Here is a 19603-nt window from a genome sequence, read left to right as displayed (position 1 = left end):
TCGACGACCTCGAAATCGAACGAGGTGGCGGTTCGTTTTTCTGCCTGTCTTCCGTCGTCGAGTGGCGACCCCGCTCGAGCTGTGACTCCTGCTATCACGCCGGAAGCGGCAGAACGCACGGCAGACCGTCATCGATTTCGGCACCTGTCCGAAAGCCAGTGTATGTCCCCGAACCGTGACGTCGCGTTGTTTCTCTCGCTGGCGGTGCTCTGGGGCCTCTCCTTTCCGGCGATTACGGTCGGACTCGAGTCGCTCCCGCCGCTGCTCTTTGCGGCCGCCCGGTACGACATCGCGGCGATCTTGCTGTTGGCGGCGGCAATCGTTCGCGTCGATCAGTGGCGACCCACCGCGCGGAACGACCTGGCGGCGATCGTCGGCGGCGGCATCTTTCTCGTCGCCGGCAACGGGTTGCTCTTTATCGGCCAGCAGACGGTTCCCAGCGGGGTCGCCGCGATCCTTCAGGGGCTGGTGCCGATCGTCACCGCGCTGTGGGCGATCCCGCTGTTGGGCGAGCGACTGTCGGCGATCGGCGCCGTCGGGGCCGCGATCGGGTTTCTGGGCGTCGGGCTGATCGTCCAGCCCGATCCCGCCAATCTGCTGGCCGGCGACACCGCCGCACGTTTGCTCGTCGTCGGGCAGGTCTGTAGCGTCGCGCTCGGCGGCGTCCTGGTCCAGCGAGCCGGCCCGACCCTGCCGCAGCTACCGCTCGTCGGCTGGTCGATGCTCGTCGGCGCCGTCGTCTTACATCTTGTGAGCTTCGGCACTGGCGAGTTCTCACGCGTCGGCGCGATCGAGCCCGCCTCATTCGGCGCCGTGGTCTATCTCGGCGTGTTCGCGACCGCGATCGCCTTCATGATCTACTTTACCATCCTCGAGAAACACGGCGCGTTCGAGGCGGCACTGATCGGCTATCTGGTGCCGATCGTTGCAACGGTCGCCGGCGTCGTTCTGCTCGACGAGTCGATCGGCGCGCTGACGATCGGCGGCTTCCTCCTGGTCGCAATCGGGTTCGCGCTGCTCAAGCGACGGGCGATCGCCGACGCCGTCGGGGTTTCGACGGGCGTCGGCAGCCCCTGATCGGGGCTCGCCTCGAGGAACACCCCCTACGTCGTTAGCGCGTCTCTCGTCTCCGTGACGGTCACCCGTTCGACGGCTGCTCCGCTCTCGAGGTTCGTCGCGAACTCGCTATCGACGCGTTCGCGACTCGTTCACAATGTTGGTATCGATACCCTCTTTTCGGACGCCACGAGATGGTCGAGCATGACTCACGAAATCGCCGTCATCCCGGGCGACGGAATCGGACAGGAAGTCACCCCCGCCGCAGTCGAGGTTCTCGAGGCGCTCGATATCGACTTCGAGTTCACCGAAGCGGACGCGGGCGACGCCGTCCTCGAGGAGACCGGCGAGGCGCTGCCACAGGAAACGTACGACCTCGCGGCGTCGGCCGACGCGACGCTGTTCGGCGCGGCCGGCGAGACCGCCGCGGACGTCATCCTCCCGCTCCGGGACGCAGTCGACTCCTTCGTCAACATCCGGCCCGCGAAGGCGTATCCGGGGATCGACGCTGTTCGACCCGAGACGGATCTCGTCTTCCTCCGCGAGAACACCGAGGGCGTCTACTCGGGGCTCGAGGATCGACTCACGCAGGACGTCTCGACGCTCACCCGCGTCGTTACGGAATCGGCCTCGAGAGATCTCGCGGAGTTCGCCTGCGACTACGTCTCGGAGGCCGACGAGCACGACGGCTTTTCCATCGTCCACAAGGCGAACGTCATGCGCGAGACGGACGGGCTGTTCCGCGACACCATCAAGTCGGTGGCCGACGAGGAAGGCGTCGAGACGGACGAGGTGCTGATGGACGCCTTCGCGACGCGGGTCTGTCTCGACCCCGAACAGTTCGACGTCATCGTCTGTCCGAACCTCGCGGGCGACGTCCTCTCGGATCTCGCCGCCGGCCTCGTCGGCGGACTCGGCTTGCTCCCCTCGGCCAACGTCGGCCCCGACCGCGCGCTGTTCGAACCCGTCCACGGCACCGCACCCGACATCGCCGGCGAGGGCGTCGCGAACCCGGCCGCGACGATCATCTCCGCCGCGATGTTGCTCGAGTACCTCGGCTACGACGCGGAGAGCGAGGCGGTCCACGAGGCCGTCGAAGCGACGCTCGAGGAGGGGCCGCGAACCGCGGATCTGGGCGGCGACGCCTCGACCGAGGACGTGACGAACGCCGTCATCGATCGACTGTAACGCTCGAACTGCGGTTTTCCGCTCGAGTACTCCTTCTGCGGCGGCTCGATCGGATACAGATTCAAGTAGGATCGCTGCTTCTGTCTGCGCATCTTCACCGTGACACCGACTGTCGTTCGATCCGTCCGAGTACGTTCGAATTCTCTCGGGGAGCGATACATGGAGCCGAGCCGATGACCACCGCGAACTTCGGCCGAATCGTCGACGACGGACCGCTCTTCGGGGCCTGTCGGCCCGGCCACCTCGGGGGGAGTCTCGCGGAGTGGACAGAGATACTCGAGACCAACGGCGTCTCCGGGGTCCTCTGTCTCCTCTCGGAACGCGAAGCCTCCCGCTGGGGGCTCCCCGAGGAGTACGGCGAGACGTTCGACACCGCTCACGTTCCGATTCGAGACCGCCACCTTCCCGATATCGAACGGCTCAGGAGTGCCGTCGAGTTCATCGAGGGGATGACGGCCGACGGCGACCGCGTCGTGCTCCACTGTAACGCCGGTCTCGGTCGCACGGGTGTGGTCGCCGCCGGCTGGGTGGCTCACGATCGAGACTGCCCGCCGGAAGCTGCAATCGATGCCGTCGAGACGCGACCGTGGCCCCGCGCGCCGCGAGAGGCGATCAGGGACGGGAACGCGACCGAGGCGGAGTTGTACGGGTTGCTCGAGCGGATATAGTTCGGCGCGGTCTGCCGGACGGACAATTAACACGGATCGCGTGGTAGCCGTTCGTGATGACCCGAGACGACACCCTCGCCGGCGTCCAGTCGCGAACCGTCGACACCGACCGCCTCGAGACGCACTACCTCGAGTCGGGCGGCGACTCCGAATCCGGTGAGACCGACGGCACGGTCGTCTTCGTCCACGGCAACGTCTCTTCCTCCAGGTTTTTCGAGGACGCGATGGTCGACCTACCTAATCGGCACCGCGCGATCGCCCCCGACCTGCGTGGCTACGGCGATTCGGAGACGAAACCCGTCGACGCGACGAACGGACTCGGCGATTTCGAGGCTGATCTCCGCGCGCTGTTCGGGGAACTCGACCTCGAGGCCCCCATCACGCTCGTCGGCTGGTCGAACGGCGGTGGGGCCGCGATGCGGTACACGATCGACAACCCCGAGACGGTCGACTCGCTCGTGTTGATCAACCCGCTCTCGCCGTACGGCTTCGGCGGCACGAAAGATCAGGACGGTACGCCGTGTTTCGACGACTACGCCGGCTCCGGCGGCGGCCTCGGCAACGACGAGTTCGTTGCGGGTCTCGCCGACCGGGACCGGAGCGAGGGCGGCGAATCCTCGCCGCGGAAGGTGCTGCGGACGTTCTACGTCGACCCGACCCACGAGTTCGACGAGGATCGCGAGGAGTCGTACCTGACGGGGATGCTCGACACCGCAACTGGGGACGAGAACTACCCCGGGAATGCAATCCTGAGCGAGAACTGGCCCGGTGTCGCGCCGGGAGATACCGGCGTGAACAACGCCATCTCGCCGAAGTACTGCTCGCTCGCGGCGATCACCGAGATCGATCCAGACGAGAAACCACCCGTACTCTGGATCCGCGGCGACTCGGACCAGATCGTCTCCAACGAGTCCTTTTTCGACGTCGGCACGCTCGGGCAGATGGGCGAGGTGCCTGGCTGGCCCGGCGAAGACGTCTTCCCGCCCCAGCCGATGGTCGATCAGACCCGCACGGTTCTCGAGGAGTACGCGGACGCTGGCGGCGAGTTCGAGGAGGTCGTTTTCAGAAACACTGGACATACGCCCCACCTCGAGGTTCCCGGGGAGTTCATGGACGAACTCGAAAGCGTGCTCGGTGCGTAAGCGCCGCGTCACGCTTTGGCTGCTGCTGGCTACTGCTCGTCTTCGTCCCTCCTACCCGTCTCCGTCCTCGTCGCCCCCTCGCTCGCTGCGCATCGTTCGGAGCGTGGAGAGCCCGCGCTTTCGGGTCACTCCCTTCGAAATTCTGACGCCGTCGAACGTTCCCGTTCCGTAGGCGACGCTCGCACCGAGGTGATCCATGAAGTAGGCGAAGCTCGCGAGCCACAGCAGTATCCCCGTGAGGGCGACGAAGGCGAGTCCCGTGACGAGCAACGACGGGCCGAGCGCGCCCGCCGCGATCCCGGCGACGACGTAGACGAACGCGACGATCACCATGAGGACGGTAATCGTCGCGAACATGTCGTTGACGGCCGTCACCCGCGCGTTGTACTCGATCCACCGGCCGTAGCTCCGGAGGAGTCTGACCTCGAACCGGTCTCCCTCGCGGTCCGAACCGCCTCGAGTCGACTCGAGTGCGACCTCGACGGCGTCGGCGTCGATACCGCCCCGAAGGTTCGACGCCGTGTACGTCACCCCAGCGAGCCCCGTCGAGACCAGTAAGAGCAGCCCGCCGGCGATCGTAAAGAGATTGACGAACGGCACGATATTCAGATCGGTCTGGACGATGATCGAGCCGCCGGTGACGACGAGCCCGATCAACAGCAGGTTCGCTTTCAGGATCTCGATGGCCTTGGCGTCGATCTCCTGGAGTCGTTCGACCTGGTAGTCGAACGTCATCCGAAGCTCGTCGCGGAGCATCTCGAACCGCTCCTCGTCCAGTTCGATCTCCCCGGTCGCCGCGTCGGTCTCGAGCGCCACGTCCGCATCGACCGGTTCGTCGCTCCGGTTCCGCCTCATGTGTCCGCCTCCCGCCCGGACCGTAAATAGGCAGGCGGTCTCGAGCGCCGGGCTCGAGAGTCGCGGACGGCTGCCGTCGTCGTCAGCTGATATCGAGGTCGTCCCGGTCCGCGCCCGCGAGTTCGACCAGCGCGTCGGCCTCGAGCAGGTGACAGTCGCCGGGGACGACGAGCAGGTGGAGTGGGTCGCCGAACTCCCGCTCCGCGAGGTCGGTCATCGTTCCGGCCTCGACAAGCGGGTCGGGACTCCCCGCACGGGCGACGACGACGCCCACGAGGTCGGGATACGCCTCGGCGAGGAGTTCGGCCCCGACGTCCGCGGTCATGTACTCCTCGAACGTCTCGTCCGTCTCGAGGCGGTTCGTCGCGGCCTCGTTGTCCACCTTGATGTCGAGGTAGACGACCGTGTGGAGCCCGTCCGCGCGATTGTCGTCGATCGTTCTCGTCACGCTCTCGGGGAGTCCCTCCGCGCCGTGAGCGTAGGGAAACGGGAGCGTCGTCGCCTTGCCGAACCGGTAGTTCTGGAGTCCGGTGAGCGCGCTCGTAGCCGTCTGGGCCGTCACCCCGTGGATAACCCGCGTTTCGATGTCGCGCTCGTGGGCTCGCAGACGGAGGTCGACGTGGGTTGTCGAGATCATCGTATCCCCCGCGGTCAGAAAGGCGACGTCCTCGGTCTCGGCGGCCTCGAGAATGTCCTCCGGATGCTGTTCGACGCCCGCTCGGTCTCGCACCTCGATCTCGACGTCGTGGTGGGACTCGAGATCGTCGACGGACGTGCCGATCAGCTTGCTGGTGTAGAACTCGGCGTAGGCGCGGTCGGCGTTTCGGAGCGCCGCCCGGCCCTCGACGGTGATCGAGCGCTCGTCGTAGAGCCCGAGCCCGATGAAAGTGAGCATGACCGCTCGTAGTGGGAGCGGTGGGAATACGTTTTCGAGACGGTCGCCGCGTTCCGGACCGCGAGGAACACTGGCCGAGGAGGATTCGACCCCGGACCGTTCGGTACGGGACCGAACGCTCTGTCCGATCTGAGCTACCGGCCACCGTTCGATATTACGGGCGGCTCAGTAACGCTCGTCCCTTGTACTGCCGAGACGGGCTGTATGGGGTCTCCTCTCGGCCGGAACGGGGCACTACTCGTCGTCGCTCACGACTGCTACCGCCTCGATTTCGACGAGATGCTCGGAATCGATCAGTCGCTCGACCTCGACCATGCTGGCTGCGGGGCGAATCTCCCCGAAGACTTTGCCGTGGGCCCGCCCGACAGCCTCCCAGTCGTCGATGTCGGTCACGTAGAGTCTGGTCCGAACGACGTCCTCGAGCGACCCTCCGACTTCTTCGAGTGCGCCCGCGACGATCTCGAGTGCGCGCTTCGTCTGTTCGTACGGCTCGCCGGGTGCGACGACCGCACCGTCCTCGTCGGTCGCCGTTGTCCCCGCAACGTGGATCTGCGAGCCGGTTCGGACGGCTCGAGAGTAGCCGACCCTCGATTCCCACTCGGTGTCACTCGAGACGCGTTGTCGGTCCATGCAGTGAGCAGACGGCCCACCCTCAAAAGTGCCTCTCAGTCCGTGGCGCCTCAGAGCGAGATGTGTGACGTCGAGTCGGGACCGCCGTCGTCGTCGATCCCGCCCTCGTGGACGAACGTCGCGTCGTCGTCGGTGAGAAACACCGTGCCGTCGTTGTGGACCGTGATCGAGACGGAGGGGAGCGTCGTGTCGGCGGCCTCGCCGTTGTCGCAGTGGCCCGAACAGGAGTCGAACAGCGAGCCGTGGCGCGGGCAGATGAGCTGGCCGTCGCGCATCGGGACGCCCCGACCCGTATCGAACCGCTGGGCCTCGTGCGTACAGCGGTTGATCCAGGCTTCGACCTCGTCTTCGCAAGGAACGAGGATCACCTCCTCTCGTTCGCCGTGGCGATCCTGAACCGTGAACAGCCACGATCCCTCCTCGTGGACCGTCTCCACGGTCGTGAGTTTGTGCATAGGCACAGATTGGCTCGAGGCTTGAAAACTGTTCACGGCCGCTGGCTCGGAAAACGTCACCGTTACGGCGACCCGTCGGCTTGTGACGAGTATGGAAGTGCCGTGCGTCCGCGTCCCCCGCGAGGAGGGCGAAGCCACGCGCCGCGAGCTCGCGGACGCGGACCTGATCGACGACGAGTACGAGATTTCGGTGGCCGACGGCAGCCTCTACGTGCCGATCACGGACCCCGACGCGGTTTCGGACGCCCTCGAGGTCGTCGCCCGTCCCGTCGAGGAGCGCGAGACGCAGACGACGCCGGCCGATCTGCTGGGATTCGAGCCGTCCTACGAGCGACTCGGGCGCGCTGCCCTGCTCGACGAGGACGACGACGAGCGCGCCCGCGAAATCGCCGACGCCGTCCTCGAGTCCGATCTCCCCCTCGAGACGGTCCTCAACAAGGCGTCGAAGGTCAAAGGCGAGACGCGGATCCGCGACTGGGATCTCCTCGCCGGCGAGGACACGGCGGTCGTCCACCGCGAGTACGGTTGCGAGTTCGCGCTCGACCTCGCCGCCGTCTACTTCTCGCCGCGGCTCGCGACCGAACGCCATCGGGTCACGGAGCAGGTCGTCGACGGCGAGCGGGCGCTCGACATGTTCGCCGGCGTCGGCCCGTTCGTGATTCCGTTCGCGAAACGCGGCGCGGAGTGTGTCGGCGTCGACGTCAACGAAGACGCGATCGAGTACCTGCGCGAGAACGCGCGCCGGAACGGCGTCGCGGATCGCGTGACGGCGATCTGTGAGGACGTGCGCGAGGTGGCTGGCGAGTACGCGAACTGGGCCGATCGGCTCGTGATGAACCTTCCCCACAGCGCCGACGAGTTCCTCGAGAGCGCCGTTACCCTCGCGGGCGACGACTGCGTGATCCACTACTACGACATCCAACACGAGGACGATCCGTTCGGGCCGGGCGAGCGGGCGATTCGGGATGCGGCCGAACCGGAGTACGAGGTTTCCGTCGAGACGCGGCGGACGGTTCGTTCCTACGCGCCACACGAGTTGAACGTCTGTCTGGACGTTCGACTCGAGCGATAAGCCGAGCCACGCGAGTGTCCCACACGACCGTATCGATTCGCAATCCTTATGGCTGGTATCGGTCTTACGAGTAAGTGGACACGGAGCGCCGGTGTCTTGCCGAGGGAACCGAGGCAAGGCTCGGGACGCGAGTGTGACGAGCGTGCCGGTGTAGCTCAGACTGGCAGAGCGAATCCTTCGTAAGGATTAGGTCGAGGGTTCAAATCCCTCCACCGGCTCTTTTTGCGACGAACGGACGTGAAGAGTGACAGAGCAACTGGAGGGATTTGAATCAGGGAGGAGTTTGCTCCGACCGTGGTTCACAATCCCCTCCACCGGCTCTCGCTGTACCCTCAACCGGTTTGTTTTCTGTGACGGATATCCGTGAGAGCGAAGCGAACCGTGGAAGATTCGAATCGGAGAGTAGTTTCGCTGCAACTGTCGCCCACAACCCACCTATTCCACAACGTACATACGGGGAGTACAGACGGTGAACTGCGGCTCGAATGTGCGCGAGGTTGTCACGAGTGAAACGAGCGACTGCTTGGAAGACGGAAGACGTCTTCCAGTGGATGAGCAAGCAAGTCAGTGGGGGATGACGTGGTAATCACCGCTGGCAGCCACAGCAAGACACTCGCTTGCAGTCTCTACCGCCCATCCTCGAGCGTTCAATACCCATCTGCCGTATGCGTGTATTTCACGCGACAGAGCTCTGAATACGAGGATCAACGGAACCACCGAACCGTCCTACGGGCCGCTGTCGAGAACTCGCTCCACGGCGGTCGCTTCGCCGCGACGGACGAGTTCCGACGCCGTCGAGACGGCACACTCGAGTTCCGCCGCAACGGCTTCGATGCCGCCCTTGCGCGGGATTTCGTAGAAGCCGACGTCCCAGGCGGCCTGCAGTGCGGCCGCCTGTCGATCGGACACCGCCGCGCCGGCGACTGCGATCTCCTGGCTGACCCAGCGGACGTCCAGTCCAATTCCGTCGGGCACCTCCTCGACGACGGCGGTCAGCGCCGACGAATGGCCGACGACGGTCAGTCGGATCGTCCTGTCCGAGCGAATCTCGATGGGCGGGACGACCACGACGGTCTCCTGTGCGAGCGCGTCCAAGAGTGACAGCCCGTCCGGCCCGAGTTCTCGACGAAGATAGAGGAAGAAGCCGTCGTCGGAGGGGGTGATATCGTACTCGAGAACGGTCCCGAGAGCACACAACAGCGCCTCATAAGCCTCGGGTTGGCCGTAAACGAACGACGTGATCGTCTCGACGCCGTCGACAGCCTGTCCGCCGACGATGACCTCTCTATCGATATCGGGCGATTCGCAGATCCCCTCGTGGAGCGGCGCCAGCGCCTCCGGGGCGTACGCCAGTCGGATTCCCATCGACTTCATGGCTCGAGTGTCTCGCGGGCGCAACATAAAATCACGATAGCTATCGGGGCCACGCCGACGGCGGTGCCGGCGAGAGATGCGGTATGGATCGACCTCGGCGGCCGGAAGACTGCCCGAACGAAAGTCGTGAAAACGAGCGTTAGTCATACTGTCGGGCAGAAGTCAATACGAAGTCAGTCGCGAATTCGCGACCGATCTTCACGTAGTCCAGTCAGACAGTATCAGAGCGGTTCGAGCCGGCACGCACCGTGGCCGTTGGAGTCGCTGTGGCGGTTACTCCGTGAAGGTGATCCAGCCGTCGGGAGCGTGGGCCTTCACGTCGTTCATCGCCTTGCGGGCGTCGGTACGGCTCTCGTAGGTCTGGGTGCTCTCGGCCATCGTCGAGCCGTACTCGTCGACCAGCCGCCAGACCCAGCCCTCGCCCTCCTCGTCGGTGTGCAGTTCGAAGGAGACGCTATCGATCTCGAGGATGCTCGCCTCTTCGATCAGTTCGCGGACGTTCTCGAGGGCCGCGCGTGCGGCCTCGGTCGAGTCGTGGCTCTCGGAGCCGGTTGCAATCGTCCGCCCGTCCTCGTCGATGAGCCGCCACTGCCAGCGTTCGTCCTCGTCGGCGACGAGTTCGAAGGAGGCGACGTCGAAGTCGACGCGACCCGCCATCGGCGCGAGCTGGCGAACGTCCTCGATGGCTCCCATCGCAGCGGCCTTGGTGGAGACGGCACCGACCGCACTCGCACTGACCTCGCGCTCGCGATCGATGAGCTCCCACGTCCACCCATCGCTGCCGTCCAGCCGAATCGCGACGTCCTCGATCGCGAAAATCGGCGCGTCGACGGCGTGTGCCTTCAGGCTCTCGGCGCCGGCCATCGCCTCGTCACGGGTGTCGTAGCTGACGGTCGAGTCGGCGACCTCCTCGCGGTCGCGGTCGAGCAGTCGCCAGTGCCAGCCGCCGCTGTCGTACAGCTGGACCGCAACGTCACCGATCGTGTGCTGGTGGGCCGCCGCGGCCGAGTGGCGGATGTCGTCCAGTTCGTCGACGAGTTCGTCCCGGGTCGGGTGAGCCTCGCCGGCTTCCGCGACGGTCTCGCCCGAGGGCAGCACGAACCGCCACTGCCAGTCCTCGGCCGCGTAGGTCTGGAAGATCGCCGTATCCATCGTCCGAATGTCGGAGTCTAAGTGCTCGAGCAGTCGGTTCATCGCCTGCCGTGCGGCACCGCGAGTCGGGTGTGTGGCTGGGTCCTCTGCGACGAGCTTCCCGGCCTCGTCGATGAGCCGCCAGCCCCACTCGTCGTCCTCGTTGACGAACAGCTCGAACGCGGCGGTCTCGATTTCCAGTAACTCGGCATCGGGGGCCTGCTTTTTCAGCGTCATCATCGCCTCGGCGGCCTCGCCCCGCGAGGTGTGTTCCTGGCCGCTGTCGGCGAGCACGTTGCCGTCTTCGTCGATGAGCCGCCAGCGCCACTCGCCGGAGTCGGCCTCGTAGACTTGGAACGCCGCGTGTTCGAACTCGATGAGGTCGGCCTCGCTGGCCTGTTCGCGAACCCGCTGGATCGCCTCGGACGCCGTCTCGGCGTTCGAGTGGGGCTCGTTGCTCGCGGCGACGATCTCGCGGTCGTCGGTGACGAGCCGCCAGTTCCAGTCGGGCCCCGTCTGGTCGTCGTACTCGAGCGTCGTGCCGCCGTCGGTCTGGGCGACTGCGTCGTCCACCGTCGCCGGGAGGTCGTCGTCCGGACCGGCCGAAGGCGACGCGCTGGCCGTCGGGTATACCTCGTACTCTGCCTCGTCGATCTCGACGACGTCAGCCTCGAGAGCTCCGTCACTGAACTGGTTGGCGCCCGATTCGACGTCGGCCTGTTCGGTGACGTCGGTCGGACTTCGGGCGACGATGTGCTCGGTCTCGTCGACGAGCCGCCAGCGCCAGTCACTGCCCGACTCGTACAGTTCGTAGGTCGGTTCGCCGGCCACGGTGACCGACGCGGACTCGAGTGCGGGGAGCAGTGCTTCGGCGGCCGACTCGGCGTCGCGACGGGAGTCGAACGTGTCCGAGGCGCTCGCGACGACGTCGTCGGCGTCGTCGACGAAGCGCCAGGTCCAGCCACCCGGGCGCTCGACGAGTTCGACGCCGACGTGCTCGATGTCGAGCAGGCGCGCGCGGTCGAACCGTTCGGCAAACGTCTGTGCGGCCTCCTCGGCCCGTTCCTGGGTTCGGAAGCCGGAGTCGCTCGAGGCTAACGGATTCCGCTCGTCGTCGACGAGTTGCCAGAACCACTGGTCGCGTTTCTCCTCGTAGGTGAACGCCGCGCCCTCGATCTCGATGACGTCCGCGTCGGGGCCGCGGTCCTTGAGGAAGCTCACGGAGTTCTCGGCGCCGTCGCGCTGGTCGAACTCGCCGGTGCTCGAGCCGACGACGCTGCCGTCGTCGCGTGCGAGCGTCCACTGCCAGGTGCCGTCCCGGTCCTCGTAGAGCCGGAACGCGGAGGTTGTCAACTCCATCAGGCCCGCGGAACTGATCTGGGACTGGACCCGCTCGATGCCATCGGTTGCGTCGGGTCGCGTGACGGCGCTCTCGTTGCTCGTCGCGAGCGCCTCGAGGTGGAGGACGTTCCACTGCCAGTCGCCGTTCTCGTCGCGGAAGACGGCGAACTGCGCGCCTTCCATCGCGTCGCCGGTCAGAATGTCCGGATCGTCGGTTGCCCCCTCCTCCTCGACGAACATCCCTTTCTGCCCCGTGAGGATGGGGACGAGGGCTGTGACGCCGGCGATCAGGCCGATTCCGAGGGTGTAAACGGAGATGACCTGGACGCTGTAGTCGGTCCCGAGCTCTCGCCAGTTGTAGGGGTAGGCCCACCCGAAGAAGACGACGCCGCCGAGTGCGATGAGGAGTCCGAGCACGCTCGCGTAGATCCCGATCCGCCGGACCGGGAGCATGAGTACGATCCCGAACAGACAGAGCGCAAGCCCCGCCGCCGCCGTGACGCCGGAGATCCGAATGAGCGTGTAGGAATCCGCGCTCCCGGCGTAGCCGACGACGAACGTGAATATTCCTGCTGCGCCGAGGAGATAGCCGGCGATGAATATCCAGTAGCCGTAGACGTCCTTGCTCGAGTCGGGTTCACCGACGTAGTGTTCGTACAGTCGAAACAGCTTTTGATGAATTTCAGTCGTTGAAGACATTCGTAAACTTGACCGGATAACTGAAACCCATCATAATAAAGCTCCGGCCACAATATCGAGTTCTGATATGTTCGTCTCGGGCTCCAAGATAGCGGAACCGCTCCGGAGATTCGATATATGGGGCCTATTGAGCGTATACAGACCTCTCAGAACGTGGGGTCGACCTGCCTAATCGAAGTGTACAGAATCGATCGCCGAGCGAGACAAACTGCCTCGACACGCACCCCGTTATTTCAGCATCGCACCCGCCGGGTGCGTCGCACAGACGGCCGGCTCGTAGCCGGCATCAGAGAGCCCCGTACCGAGCGCGAAGACGGTCTCGCCGAGCATGGCCATCGAGGCCTGTCCGTCCGCTTCCGTCACGTCGCCGATCGTCCGCGCGACCTGCTCGGTCAACAGCTCCGCTTCGCGAGCGAACAGCCGAGAGGCGTACATAAAGGAGAGCAGCGTCGGTTCCTCGACGACCCGCGAGAGCGCCTGTTTTCCGGCGGCCGAAAGCCTCTCGGTCTCGCCCGAAAGCACGTCCGCCGTCGAGAGTTCGCCGAACGAAACGTACTCTACGCGCGCTCGAGACGGAATCGCGTCGAGCGTGTTCACCTGCGGTGCACCCGGTTCCAGACGGATCGGGACGCCTCCGTGGGCCTGCGCAACCACGTCTCCCAGTCCGGTTCCTGCCTGTACTTCGGCCCCGTGTGCGATGGTCACGAGTTCGTTCCACGAGAGCTTGCGCTCGAATACCTGGTTCGCCGCGAGGGCGGTTCCGAGCGCCATCGCGCCCGAAACCCCGAAGCCGGAGCCGATCGGGAGCTCCGATTCGGCCTCGACGCGGGCGCTTACCGCGAGCGTCTCGAGAACCGTCTCGACGGGATCCACCTCGCACTCCTCGCCGTCGAGGACGACCGTCGACGTGTCGTCAGTGGCGGGTTCGACCGTCACCTCGACGCCGTCGGTAAGCGTCACTCCCGCGCCGCGGGAGCCCGCTTTCGTCGGATCGTCGTCTGGATGAGCGCTGAAAAAGCCCGTAATGTGCCCCGGTACGAACGCCGTCGACTCCTCGCGCATTGGGCGGTATTTCGGCTCGGACGATATAACAGTGAAGATTCGGTACGGATCGACTCGAGCGTCTCGTCGCGAACGCAGGAAGCCTCTCGGCGGAGACAGCGGCCGTCGTCCGCACACGACGTCGGCGAAACCCAACGTACGTGATCTGTGAGTCACAATCGCATGGACCACGCTCTCGAGGGGCGTGAGAGATTCCAGAAAAAACTAAAGTCGGACAATTGAGAACCATCTGTAGGTTTGGGGCCGACTACTTCCAATCCCGTATAGTGTACTCTCTAATTAGCTAACGCCTGAAAAAGGTGGGCATATAAAGGAGTTCACATCAGAGCGAATAAAATGAAATCCGTTAGCAAATACTGTTTGAACGGATCATGGCAGATAACAACAAGCAACGGAGCCTGCCGGGGGAATCGACGCGCACGAACCGACGAGCCGTACTCAAAGCCACGGGAGCGACGGTCGTCGGGGCGACGGGGCTGGCTGCGGTGTCCGGATCGGCATCGGCCTACAGTCACGAGATCGAAACTATCGAGATAGACGAGGGCGGCTGGTTCAGCGGCTGGAGCGCGGACGGCAGCCTTCCGGTCGCGGACGAAGTGTTCGTCTTCATCCACGGCTGGTTCGGCGACTCGACCGTCTCGAGTCAGGCCGACGATGTTCTGGGGTCGCTAGAGGACGGCGGGTACGACGCCGACGAAGCCGTCGCCCTCGAGTGGCCCGCGTCGACGATCAACTTCTTCGGCGCCGAGAGCGACACCGAAGACGTCGGCGAAGTCGCCGCCGAACTCGCCGAGGAGTTCTACGACGATGGCGGAGGCAACATCCGCCTCGTCGGTCACTCCCTCGGCGGCCGCTGTGTCCTCTGGGCCGCGACGAAACTGAGTTCGGGCTACGAAATCGACACCGTCGCGCCTCTCGGCGCGGCCGCCGACGGTTCGGAACTCTGTGAGGACCTCTGGATCGACGGCATCGACAACGCCGGCGAGGTCCGTAACTACCACTCCGAGAACGACTCGACGGTCGGCGCGGCCTACGGCGGTTGGGGCGACACTGCGCTCGGCAACGAGGGCGCCGGCTGTGACCCAGACGGCTACACGGACGTCGACGTCACCGACAGCGTCAGCAGCCACATGGGCTTCCTGGGCGATGAAGCGGTCGGTGCCGACCTCGCCGCTGCGATCGACGGCGACCCCGACGACGGTGACGACGATGACGACGACGGCTGGGGCTGGTGGTAACGCGACGACCGATCGCTGTTCCAAAATCGAGGCTCTGTTCGACGACCGTTTTTTTCGAGACGATCAGCATCGAGGGCACGCGTGTAATTCTGCTTCCTCACGCTATCGCTACCGTTACTGAAATTGATTTTCACTGGGGGTTGCTGAACAACTGGTCCTTATATTGGTTATTTACCTACCGTTGAAAATGGTATGGGCATTTCATATTACCGTCGTCATCTACTAGCATATGAATGGATTCGTTACTGAGCAAGTAAAATGAATATTCTCGCAGAGGTACGATATGTTGTCGATGACAAACAACGACTCACCGTGTGAAACGGACGAATCAGCGACGCCGAGCCGACGAACGATGCTGAAAGGAACCGGTGCGGCCATCGTCGGCACAGCGGGTCTGGCCGCGTCGTCCAGCTCGGCCACTGCCGTCTCGAGTTGGGATATCGAAGTTCTCGAGGTCGGCGACAGCGTCTTCGGAATCGGCTCGACGCCATCGATCCCCGTCGGCGACGAAGTGTTCGTCTACGTCCACGGCTGGTTCGGCGACTCGAGCGTCTCGAGTCAGGCTGCAGACGTCGCGACCTCGATGGAGGACGTCGGCTACGAGGCCGACGAGTACGTCGGCATCGAGTGGGACGCGACGACGATCAACTTCCCGGCCGCCGAGAGCGAGACCGAAGACGTCGGCGAGGAACTCGCCGAGATGGTCGAGGAGTTCTACGACGACGGCGGCGGCGACCTCCGCCTTATCGGTCACTCGCTGGGTGGCCGCGTCGTCCTCGAGACTGTCAATCACATGGACGACGACTACGAAATCGAAACCGTCGCCCCACTCGGAGCCGCAGCCGACGGCGACATGGTCTGCGAGGGGAGCGACGGACTGTTCAGCGACAACTGGTACGACGGTATCGCGGCGAACGCGGACGAAGTTCGCAACTACCACTCGGAGAACGATTCGACGGTCGGCGTAGCCTACGGTGGCTTCTTCGGTGCCGCACTGGGAACCGACGGCTCGGGCTGTCCGGACGACACGCCGGACACCTACACGGACGTCGACGTGACCGACAGCGTCTCGAGCCACCTAAGCTTCCTGGGCGACGAGGCGGTCGGTGCCGATCTCGCCGAAGCGGCCGGCGTCGACGTCGACGATGACGACGGCTGGGGCTGGTGGTAACGGCCCCGCCGCTTCCTCGAGCACCGTCCACATCGCTCGTACGCAGCGTCTTCGATAGGCCGTAGACGCGAACGCGCTCGAAAAATCGAATTTTTTCGCTCGAGTTGCACCCACTCTTGGTCTGTCGCCGCTCGCGTGTCGCTACGCTCCCGCTCACTGTTTCGAGGACGCTCCCACCGGTCGCGTCCTCGCCTACGGCGACAAACGCTGGCGATCTCTCGGGAACACGGTCAGAGCAAAGCTCCTCCCTGCTCCCGATCGGCGAACAGCGACGAGCCCGATTACGGGCTCAGCCGCTGCCGGTCTCTCGGGAAGAGAACAGCCTCTCGAATGTTGTCCAGTCCGAGAATCGTCATGACCAGACGCTCGCCGCCCAGCCCGAAGCCGGCGTGCGGTGGCATCCCGTACTTGAACATCTTCGTGTAGTACTCGAACTGGTCGGGGTCGAGACCCTGCTGTTCGAAGCCTTCGATGAGCTTCTCGTAGCGGTGTTCGCGCTGACCGCCGGAGACGAGTTCCATGCGGGGATGCATCAGGTCGAAGCCGGTCGAGAGCTGCTCGTCGTCGTCGTGATCCTTGATGTAGAACGGCTTGATCTCGCTCGGCCAGTCGGTGATGAAGTAGTGGCCGCCGACGTCGTCGCCGAGCGCTTTCTCGCCCTCGGTCGGCAGATCGTCGCCCCAGACGAGTTGTTCGTCGAGTTTGCCCGTCGCGTTGATGCGCTCGATGGCCTCCTCGTAGCTGAGCCGCGGGAACGCCTCGTCGGGGACCTCGAACTCGTCTTCGAGGCCGAGCGCCTCGAGTTCGTCGCTACAGTTCTCCTGAATGGCCTCGTACGCGGCCGTGACGACGCCCTCGACGACGTCCATCGCGTCGTTCTGGTCGCAGAAGGCGCCCTCGAAGTCGATCGAGGTCGCCTCGTTCAGGTGCCGCGGCGTGTTGTGCTCTTCGGCGCGGAAGATCGGCCCGATCTCGAAGACGCGCTCGACGTTCGAGCCCGCGATCAGCTGCTTGAACAGCTGCGGCGACTGGTTCATGAACGCCTCCTCGCCGAAGTAGGTGATCGGGAAGAGCTCGGTGCCGCCTTCGGTCCCCGTGGCGACGATCTTCGGCGTGTTGATCTCCGTACAGTCGAACGCGCGGAACTGCTCGCGGACGGCGCGCAAGATTTCGGCGCGGATCTCGAAGACGGCCTGCACCTCCTCCTTGCGGAGGTCGAGGGTGCGGTTGTCCAGACGCGTGGAGAGTTCGGCGTCGACCTTTCCGGAGGGGTCGAGCGGCAGTTCGGGGTCGGCCGGTGCGACGACCTCGACTTCCTCGGGCGTGATCTCGACGCCCGTCGGCGCGCGCGGCTCCTCTTCGACCGCGCCGGTGACTTTGACGACGCTCTCTCGAGAGACGCCTAGCCCCGTCTCGACGAGCTCCTCGTCCATGTCGTCTTTCTCGAACTTGACCTGGATCTTCCCGGAGCTGTCCCGGAGAATCAGGAAGGCAATCCCGCCAAGGTCTCGAATCTCGTGAACCCAGCCGGCGACGGTCGCGTCGTCGCCCGGCTCGGCGTCGGCAGTGTAAATTCTGTCCTGCATACCATCCGATTCCGGTCGCCGGAACTTAAGCGCAATCGTTCGAGTCCACGACTTGTGCTCACCGTTCGGTGGTACCGAAGCACTCACCGACCGTGAACGAAGCCAGGGTACTGATCTCAGTCCGCCCGCTCGAGGGTACCGAACCGTCCGTTCACGTCCGCTCGAAATTCGGCGGATCGGCGCCGGAGCTGCTCGAGTTCGGAGTCGTCGACGAACCCTGCGAGTTCTCGAAGCGGATCCGTGTCGCTCGCCATCGCTGTTTGCAGTTCTTTCGCAGGACATGTCAGTTTTCCGCCCATAGATGTCACGACGAGTTTTGAGTCTGCGGACCGACGATTCGATATGGACGACCTCGAGCGACTCGCCGACGATATCCACGGTGCAGAGACTGTCGTCGCATTCACGGGCGCGGGGATCTCCCAACCCTCCGGTGTCCCGACGTTCCGCGGCGACGACGGCGTCTGGGACAAGTTCGACGAAGGGCAGTTTACCTACGGCCGGTTCCAGCGCGATCCGGAGGGGTTCTGGGCGGACCGCGTCGAACTTCAACAGGTGATGTTCGATGAGGAGTACGAGCCCAATGCGGCCCACGAGGCGCTGGCTGCGATGGGACGAGCCGGCTCTCTCGAGGCAATTCTCACGCAGAACACGGACGGATTACACGGTGAAGCTGCGGAATCGGTGAGCGACGAGTCCGTGTCCGGGGAGACGGACGAAACGACCATCCTTGAACTCCACGGCAACTCCCAGCGAGTTCGGTGTATCGACTGTGGAAAACGCACGGATGGCGACCCGATTTTCGAGCGCGCAGCCGACGGGGAACTGCCGCCGACCTGCGACTGCGGCGGCATCTACAAGCCCGATGTCGTCCTCTTCGGTGAGCAACTGCCCGGCGCGGTCATCCAACGCGCCCGCTCGCTCGCCCGCGAGAGCGATGTCTTCCTTGCCATCGGCTCCTCACTGGTCGTCGAACCCGCCGCGTCGCTCCCCCGACTCGCCGCGTCGTCGGGCGCGACCGTCGGCATCGTCAACCTCGAGTCGACGCCGGTCGACGGATCGGCGGACGTGATCGTCCGCGAGGACGTAACGGACGTACTGCCGGCAATACGGGACCTCGTCGAGAAGTAGCGCCCCTCTTCAGGCGTCGTTCGCCGCCGCGACCGTCTCGCGGACGGCCTCGACGCCCTCGTCGTGCGCGAGGTCGCCGACGACGATCACGTCGGCGTGTTGGGCCATCGTCGCGGCCGAGTCGTAGTCGTGGATGCCGCCGCCGTAGAACAGCGTCGCCTTCTCGGTCGCATCGCCCGCCGCCTCGACGATAGCTTCGTCGCCAAACATTCCGGAGTACTCGACGTAAACGATCTCCTGTCCGAACATCCGTTCGGCGATCTGGGCGTAGGCCGCGACGTCGTCGGCGTCGAGATCGCAGTCGGCCTCGGTGTACGTCGCGACGTCGGCGTCGGGGTTCATCACGATGTAGGCCTCGGTCCAGGTTCGATCCCAGTCGAGACCGTTATCGAGTCGGACCCACTCCTTGTGTGCGCCCGTGATCCAGAACGGCGAGCCGGCGTTGAAGACGGTCGGGATGAGATACCCCTCGAGCGCCCGGTTGTCGATGACGACGTCGGGACTCGAGGGTTCCTGATAGAGCGGCACGTCGTGTTCGGCGCAGGCGTCGACGACGGCCTCCATGTTCTCCTCGGTGATGCCCATCGTGCCGCCGACTTCGATCGCGTCGGTACCGGTCGCACAGAGATCGCCGTACGTGACGCCCTCGGGAAGCTCTTTGTCGGGATCGATCTTGAGAATGTGGTTCCAATCGTCCCAGGGGCAGGTAGTCATACCCGTCGTTTCCCGACAACCGGCAAAAACGCTACGAAAGCGACGGGTCGCTGGAATCGTGCTCAAGGATGGAATTAGGTGCGACTCGAGAGTGCGACAATGAGATTATCAGCGGAAAGTAGTGATGCAGAACTCTGCGGCAGCTCCTGCTAAAATATACTGAAAACATCCAATATTCTATCAATGTATTTGTCATAC

At 64.6% G+C, this 19603-nt stretch carries 18 protein-coding genes and 1 tRNA gene; 9 read left to right on the top strand and 10 right to left on the bottom strand.

Features of this window, described 5'->3' with window-relative positions:
- Positions 1-162 precede the first annotated feature (162 nt).
- From ACSFDB_RS07410 to ACSFDB_RS07395, 4 genes are all read left to right on the top strand, one after another.
- Positions 163-1077 carry a DMT family transporter gene (locus ACSFDB_RS07410; protein ID WP_440770379.1) on the top strand — a complete coding sequence of 305 codons (915 nt, stop codon included), beginning with the start codon at positions 163-165 and terminating at the stop codon, positions 1075-1077.
- Positions 1078-1260: 183 nt separating this feature from the next.
- Positions 1261-2244 carry an isocitrate/isopropylmalate dehydrogenase family protein gene (locus tag ACSFDB_RS07405; protein WP_440770378.1) on the top strand — a complete coding sequence of 328 codons (984 nt, stop codon included), beginning with the start codon at positions 1261-1263 and terminating at the stop codon, positions 2242-2244.
- A 173-nt stretch (positions 2245-2417) separates the two neighbouring features.
- Positions 2418-2912: a protein-tyrosine phosphatase family protein gene (locus ACSFDB_RS07400; protein WP_440770377.1), complete on the top strand. Its 495-nt coding sequence runs from the start codon at positions 2418-2420 to the stop codon at positions 2910-2912.
- A gap of 56 nt (positions 2913-2968) precedes the next feature.
- A complete protein-coding gene (locus ACSFDB_RS07395; RefSeq protein ID WP_440770376.1) occupies positions 2969-4054 on the top strand; it encodes an alpha/beta hydrolase in 1086 nt (361 codons plus the stop codon).
- Positions 4055-4105: 51 nt separating this feature from the next.
- Here ACSFDB_RS07395 and ACSFDB_RS07390 read toward each other — a convergent pair whose 3' ends face one another.
- The 4 genes from ACSFDB_RS07390 to ACSFDB_RS07375 form a co-directional block, all read right to left on the bottom strand.
- Positions 4106-4810, bottom strand: coding sequence for a hypothetical protein (locus tag ACSFDB_RS07390; RefSeq protein WP_440771089.1), 705 nt, complete (start codon positions 4808-4810; stop codon positions 4106-4108).
- A 181-nt stretch (positions 4811-4991) separates the two neighbouring features.
- Positions 4992-5804 carry a diphthine synthase gene (gene dph5, locus ACSFDB_RS07385; RefSeq protein WP_440770375.1) on the bottom strand — a complete coding sequence of 271 codons (813 nt, stop codon included), beginning with the start codon at positions 5802-5804 and terminating at the stop codon, positions 4992-4994.
- Positions 5805-6038: 234 nt separating this feature from the next.
- Positions 6039-6434, bottom strand: a complete 396-nt coding sequence (locus tag ACSFDB_RS07380) for a RidA family protein (RefSeq protein WP_440770374.1) — start codon at positions 6432-6434, stop codon at positions 6039-6041.
- Positions 6435-6484: 50 nt separating this feature from the next.
- Positions 6485-6889, bottom strand: coding sequence for a Rieske (2Fe-2S) protein (locus ACSFDB_RS07375; RefSeq protein WP_440770373.1), 405 nt, complete (start codon positions 6887-6889; stop codon positions 6485-6487).
- 91 nt (positions 6890-6980) lie between these two features.
- Between ACSFDB_RS07375 and ACSFDB_RS07370 the strand changes: the two genes are divergently transcribed.
- Positions 6981-7961 carry a class I SAM-dependent methyltransferase gene (locus tag ACSFDB_RS07370; protein ID WP_440770372.1) on the top strand — a complete coding sequence of 327 codons (981 nt, stop codon included), beginning with the start codon at positions 6981-6983 and terminating at the stop codon, positions 7959-7961.
- 144 nt (positions 7962-8105) lie between these two features.
- Positions 8106-8179 (top strand) — tRNA-Thr (locus tag ACSFDB_RS07365).
- 508 nt (positions 8180-8687) lie between these two features.
- Here the strand turns inward: ACSFDB_RS07365 and ACSFDB_RS07360 are convergent.
- From ACSFDB_RS07360 to ACSFDB_RS07350, 3 genes are all read right to left on the bottom strand, one after another.
- Entirely contained in the window at positions 8688-9335 is a 648-nt protein-coding gene (locus tag ACSFDB_RS07360; protein WP_440770371.1) for a helix-turn-helix domain-containing protein, read from the bottom strand.
- A gap of 273 nt (positions 9336-9608) precedes the next feature.
- Entirely contained in the window at positions 9609-12506 is a 2898-nt protein-coding gene (locus tag ACSFDB_RS07355) for a DUF1508 domain-containing protein (protein WP_440770370.1), read from the bottom strand.
- A gap of 228 nt (positions 12507-12734) precedes the next feature.
- Positions 12735-13568, bottom strand: coding sequence for a pantoate kinase (locus ACSFDB_RS07350; RefSeq protein WP_440770369.1), 834 nt, complete (start codon positions 13566-13568; stop codon positions 12735-12737).
- A 371-nt stretch (positions 13569-13939) separates the two neighbouring features.
- On the opposite strand from ACSFDB_RS07350, the gene ACSFDB_RS07345 reads away from it, so the two are divergent.
- Positions 13940-14806, top strand: coding sequence for a lipase family protein (locus ACSFDB_RS07345; RefSeq protein ID WP_440770368.1), 867 nt, complete (start codon positions 13940-13942; stop codon positions 14804-14806).
- Positions 14807-15098: 292 nt separating this feature from the next.
- A complete protein-coding gene (locus tag ACSFDB_RS07340; RefSeq protein WP_440770367.1) occupies positions 15099-15977 on the top strand; it encodes a lipase/acyltransferase domain-containing protein in 879 nt (292 codons plus the stop codon).
- Between the two features lie 281 nt (positions 15978-16258).
- Here the strand turns inward: ACSFDB_RS07340 and aspS are convergent, their stop codons facing one another.
- Together aspS and ACSFDB_RS07330 are read right to left on the bottom strand one after the other, a co-directional pair.
- The gene (gene aspS, locus ACSFDB_RS07335) at positions 16259-17563 is read right to left on the bottom strand and encodes an aspartate--tRNA(Asn) ligase (RefSeq protein WP_440770366.1); all 1305 of its coding nucleotides are present in this window, start codon (positions 17561-17563) and stop codon (positions 16259-16261) included.
- 116 nt (positions 17564-17679) lie between these two features.
- Complete coding sequence (locus ACSFDB_RS07330; protein WP_440770365.1) at positions 17680-17817, bottom strand: hypothetical protein; 138 nt, start codon at positions 17815-17817, stop codon at positions 17680-17682.
- Between the two features lie 88 nt (positions 17818-17905).
- On the opposite strand from ACSFDB_RS07330, the gene ACSFDB_RS07325 reads away from it, so the two are divergent.
- Complete coding sequence (locus ACSFDB_RS07325; RefSeq protein ID WP_440770364.1) at positions 17906-18691, top strand: SIR2 family NAD-dependent protein deacylase; 786 nt, start codon at positions 17906-17908, stop codon at positions 18689-18691.
- A 9-nt stretch (positions 18692-18700) separates the two neighbouring features.
- Here ACSFDB_RS07325 and ACSFDB_RS07320 read toward each other — a convergent pair whose 3' ends face one another.
- Positions 18701-19405 carry a phosphoglycerol geranylgeranyltransferase gene (locus tag ACSFDB_RS07320; RefSeq protein ID WP_440770363.1) on the bottom strand — a complete coding sequence of 235 codons (705 nt, stop codon included), beginning with the start codon at positions 19403-19405 and terminating at the stop codon, positions 18701-18703.
- Positions 19406-19603: the final 198 nt, after the last annotated feature.

The organism is Natronorubrum amylolyticum, assembly GCF_052040145.1.
Lineage (GTDB): Archaea > Halobacteriota > Halobacteria > Halobacteriales > Natrialbaceae > Natronorubrum.
This window is presented reverse-complemented; position numbering and strand designations above follow the sequence as displayed.

Excerpts from the sequence above, each read along its gene's own strand:
- ACSFDB_RS07410 (WP_440770379.1), top strand. The coding sequence starts at position 163 with ATGTCCCCGAACCGTGACGTCGCGTTGTTTCTCTCGCTGGCGGTGCTC.
- ACSFDB_RS07405 (WP_440770378.1), top strand. The coding sequence starts at position 1,261 with ATGACTCACGAAATCGCCGTCATCCCGGGCGACGGAATCGGACAGGAA.
- ACSFDB_RS07400 (WP_440770377.1), top strand. The coding sequence starts at position 2,418 with ATGACCACCGCGAACTTCGGCCGAATCGTCGACGACGGACCGCTCTTC.
- ACSFDB_RS07395 (WP_440770376.1), top strand. The coding sequence starts at position 2,969 with ATGACCCGAGACGACACCCTCGCCGGCGTCCAGTCGCGAACCGTCGAC.
- ACSFDB_RS07390 (WP_440771089.1), bottom strand. The coding sequence starts at position 4,810 with ATGCTCCGCGACGAGCTTCGGATGACGTTCGACTACCAGGTCGAACGA.
- dph5 (WP_440770375.1), bottom strand. The coding sequence starts at position 5,804 with ATGCTCACTTTCATCGGGCTCGGGCTCTACGACGAGCGCTCGATCACC.
- ACSFDB_RS07380 (WP_440770374.1), bottom strand. The coding sequence starts at position 6,434 with ATGGACCGACAACGCGTCTCGAGTGACACCGAGTGGGAATCGAGGGTC.
- ACSFDB_RS07375 (WP_440770373.1), bottom strand. The coding sequence starts at position 6,889 with ATGCACAAACTCACGACCGTGGAGACGGTCCACGAGGAGGGATCGTGG.
- ACSFDB_RS07370 (WP_440770372.1), top strand. The coding sequence starts at position 6,981 with ATGGAAGTGCCGTGCGTCCGCGTCCCCCGCGAGGAGGGCGAAGCCACG.
- ACSFDB_RS07360 (WP_440770371.1), bottom strand. The coding sequence starts at position 9,335 with ATGAAGTCGATGGGAATCCGACTGGCGTACGCCCCGGAGGCGCTGGCG.
- ACSFDB_RS07355 (WP_440770370.1), bottom strand. The coding sequence starts at position 12,506 with ATGTCTTCAACGACTGAAATTCATCAAAAGCTGTTTCGACTGTACGAA.
- ACSFDB_RS07350 (WP_440770369.1), bottom strand. The coding sequence starts at position 13,568 with ATGCGCGAGGAGTCGACGGCGTTCGTACCGGGGCACATTACGGGCTTT.
- ACSFDB_RS07345 (WP_440770368.1), top strand. The coding sequence starts at position 13,940 with ATGGCAGATAACAACAAGCAACGGAGCCTGCCGGGGGAATCGACGCGC.
- ACSFDB_RS07340 (WP_440770367.1), top strand. The coding sequence starts at position 15,099 with ATGACAAACAACGACTCACCGTGTGAAACGGACGAATCAGCGACGCCG.
- aspS (WP_440770366.1), bottom strand. The coding sequence starts at position 17,563 with ATGCAGGACAGAATTTACACTGCCGACGCCGAGCCGGGCGACGACGCG.
- ACSFDB_RS07330 (WP_440770365.1), bottom strand. The coding sequence starts at position 17,817 with ATGGCGAGCGACACGGATCCGCTTCGAGAACTCGCAGGGTTCGTCGAC.
- ACSFDB_RS07325 (WP_440770364.1), top strand. The coding sequence starts at position 17,906 with ATGGACGACCTCGAGCGACTCGCCGACGATATCCACGGTGCAGAGACT.
- ACSFDB_RS07320 (WP_440770363.1), bottom strand. The coding sequence starts at position 19,405 with ATGACTACCTGCCCCTGGGACGATTGGAACCACATTCTCAAGATCGAT.